The following is a 3,374-nucleotide window of genomic DNA, read 5'->3' on the forward strand; positions in this document are numbered from 1 at the left end:
CATCGGTAGCGGAGAACAACCGCACCACATTCGCGTGCGGAACCACCACACCCTTCGGACGCCCCGTCGACCCCGACGTATAAATCACATACGCAGGCGCATCCGGAGTCAGAGGCGCCGACCGCTCCGCATCGGACAAGTCAGCCCCGGAATACCCGTCTAGGATCGGTGTGTTCACCAGGATCTGGGGAATATCGTTGGCGCCTTCGTCACCGGTGATCACGCACATCGGGGCGGCATCTTCGAGGATGTAGGCGATACGGTCCGCCGGATAGTCAGGGTCGATCGGCACATACGCCGCACCCGACTTCACCACCGCCAACAACGCGACCACCAGATCGGCAGAACGAGGCAGAGCGACGGCGACAAACCGCTCCGGACCCGCACCCCGCTCAACCAACAACCGAGCCAAACGATTCGCCCGCTCGTTCAGCTCGCGATACGACAACTCGACGCCGTCGAAGACGAGCGCCGTAGCATCCGGCGTCCGTGCCACCTGCTCCTCGAACAACTCGGGCAGCGTGCCACCGGGCGACTCCCGGCCGGTGTCGTCCCAGCCTTGAAGCACCTGCCCCAATTCGGCGTCATCGAGGATGCGTGCCCGACTGACCGGCTGCTCGGGGTGCGCCAGGACGTGCTCCAGGAACCGCGCCAGCCAGCCCGCCATCCGCTCGATCGTGGACCGGCCGAACAGGTCCGTGGCGAACTCGATGCCGCCCCGGATGCCCGCCGGTTCGCCTTCGCCGGTGAACACCTCGGCGAAGTTGAAGGAGAGGTCGAACTTCGCCACCTGCGTCGCGACCGGCGCAACCTCTACGTCCAGGCCCGGCATCACCAGATCCGAAACCGGGGTGTTCTGGAACGCCAACGCCACCTGGAACAGGGGATGACGGCCCATCGAGCGAACCGGATTCAACACCTCCACCAGACGCTCGAACGGCACATCCTGTGCGCCGAAGGCCCTGAGGTCGGTCTCCCGGACTCGTGCGACCAGCTCCGCGAACGACGGGTCGCCCGATACGTCCGCCCGCAGGACCAGCGTGTTCACGAAGAACCCGACCAGATCATCCAGCGCCTCGTCCAGACGACCCGCCACCGGAGAGCCGATCGGAATGTCCCTCCTCGGGCACCGAGGCGAGTTCACTCCGCCAGAACTCCACCTGCGCCGCGCCCGTACTCTCCGGGTCGTCCTCGTCGCCCAGCAACTCCCGCTGCCACAAGGTGTAGTCCGCGTACTGCACCGGCAAGGGCTCCCACTCCGGAACCGCACCTTCGCACCGCGCCCCGTACGCCACCGCAAGGTCTCGCGCCAACGGCCCCAACGACCAGGCGTCACCGGCGATGTGATGCACCACCGCGACCAACACCCAATGGTCTACAGCCACTTGGAGAACCGACGCCCGCACCGGAATTTCGGACTCCAGGCCGAACGCGTACTCCGAGGCATCCGTGACATCAGCGGCCAGGCGCTCCCGAGAACTCTCCCGCACCACCAGCGCCGGCGCGGCCTCCTCCACCGGCAGGATCCGCTGGTACGGCTGACCATCCACCTCAACGAACACCGTCCGCAGGCTCTCGTGCCGGTCCACCACATCCGTCAACGCCAGTTCCAGCGCCTTCAGATCCAGCTCACCGCGCAGCCGTACCACCAACGGAATGTTGTACGTCGCGCTCGGCCCCTCCAGGCGGCTCATGAACCACAAACGCCGCTGGGCGAACGACACCGGAATCATGAGCGCTCCTCGTACTTGGACCTGTCCATGCGGCGCAGTGCCGGACGTGCTTTCTTCACGCTGCCGAGCTGATCGACAACTCCGGCGACCGTGGGGTTCTCGAATAGGGGTCTGATGTCGAGCTCCAGCCCCATGGCCGTTCGGATTCGGCTGATGAGGCGGGTGGCGAGCAGGGAGTGGCCGCCGAGTTCGAAGAAGTTGTCGTCGATGGTGACCTGCTCGACGCCGAGCGCTTCTGCGAACAGCTCACACAGCTGCTTTTCCTGCGGGGTGCGCGGGGCACGGCCGGTCGTGCTGGTGGTGAACTCGGGAGCGGGCAGGGCCCGGCGGTTGAGTTTCCCGTTCGGTGTCAGCGGCAGCACGTCCAGGACCATGACCGCGGAGGGGACCATGTAGCCCGGCACCATCTTCGCCGTATGCGCCCGCAGGGCTTGCGGGTCGAGTGTCGCGTCGGCGGTGGGGACGGCGTATCCGACCAGCCGCTTGTCGCCGGGGCGGTCCTCACGTACGAGCACTGCGGCTTGGGCGACGTCGGGATGGGCGGCCAGAACCGATTCGATCTCGCCCAACTCGATCCGGAAACCCCGCACCTTGACCTGGTCGTCGATACGGCCCAGGTACTCGATCTTCCCGTTGGTGTTCCATCGCACGAGGTCTCCCGTGCGGTACATACGTGAGCCGGGGGCGCCGAAGGGGTCGGCCACGAAGCGCTCCGCCGTCAGACCCGGACGGTTCAGATAACCCCGAGCCAGACCATCACCGGCGATGTACATCTCACCCGCGACACCCACCGGTGCCGGGCACAGGCCCGCGCCCAGGACGTAAACCCGCGTGTTGGCGATCGGACCGCCGATCGACGACACCCCGCCGGCATCCGCGCCGACCTCATCGGCCGTGGACCAGATCGTCGTCTCGGTCGGCCCGTACAGATTCGTCACCGACGCCGTCCGGGCCACCAACGTGCGCGCCAGCTCACCTGGCAATGCCTCGCCGCCGACCAGCGCCCGCACGCCGGCCAACTCCTCGCCGGTGTCGGCCACCAGCGCGTGCCACAGGCTCGGCGTCGCCTGCATCACGCTCACCTCCGCTGAGGAGATCAAAGAGCGCAGGGCAAGGGGGTCGCGTACGTCCTGCGGAGAAGCCAGCACCACAGCTGCGCCGTGCAACAGCGGGACGTACAACTCCAGACCCGCGATGTCGAAGGCAATCGTGGTCACCGCCAGCAGCCGGTCACCCACACCCAGATCGAAGCGCTCCTGCATCGAAGACAGGAAGTTCACCAGCGCCCTGTGCTCGATGACCACACCCTTCGGCCGACCCGTCGAACCCGACGTGAAGATCGCGTACGCCGGTGTGCCTGGGTCCACCACCTTGGAGAGGTCGGTTCCGGAGTGCTCAGCGAGGGCCGGAGTGTTCACCAGGATCTGGGGAGTGTCCTTGGGCAGAGCACCTTCCGCCCCGAGACCGGTGATCACACACATCGGGTGAGCGTCTTCGAGAATGTAGGCGATACGGTCCGCCGGATAGTCAGGGTCAATGGGTACATACGCCGCACCCGACTTCACCACAGCCAACAGCGCCACCACCAACTCCAGGGAACGCGGCAGAGCAACCGCGACGAACCGCTCCGGACCCGCACCC

3 protein-coding genes and 1 pseudogene are annotated in these 3,374 nt (G+C 66.5%); all 4 read right to left on the reverse strand.

Features of this window, described 5'->3' with window-relative positions:
• Positions 1 to 631, reverse strand: a 631-nt coding sequence (locus IG99_RS52460; RefSeq protein WP_463607372.1) for an AMP-binding protein, incomplete at its 3' end; no start/stop codon positions are given.
• A 6-nt stretch (positions 632 to 637) separates the two neighbouring features.
• A pseudogene (locus tag IG99_RS52465) lies at positions 638 to 1,144 on the reverse strand (condensation domain-containing protein); the annotation flags it as partial.
• Positions 1,065 to 1,733 (reverse strand): condensation domain-containing protein, encoded by a 669-nt coding sequence (locus IG99_RS44690; RefSeq protein ID WP_051866627.1) that lies wholly within the window; start codon positions 1,731 to 1,733, stop codon positions 1,065 to 1,067. The gene IG99_RS44690 and the pseudogene IG99_RS52465, both read right to left, overlap by 80 nt.
• On the reverse strand, positions 1,730 to 3,374 hold a 1,645-nt coding region (locus IG99_RS44695), incomplete at its 5' end, for a non-ribosomal peptide synthetase (RefSeq protein ID WP_158973391.1). The genes IG99_RS44690 and IG99_RS44695, both read right to left, overlap by 4 nt.

It is taken from the genome of Streptomyces griseus subsp. griseus (assembly GCF_000720255.1).
GTDB classification, from domain to species: Bacteria; Actinomycetota; Actinomycetes; order Streptomycetales; family Streptomycetaceae; genus Streptomyces; species Streptomyces griseus_I.

What these genes read in the sequence shown, in the direction of transcription:
- IG99_RS44690 (WP_051866627.1), bottom strand. Translation starts at nt 1,733, where the DNA reads ATGATTCCGGTGTCGTTCGCCCAGCGGCGTTTGTGGTTCATGAGCCGC.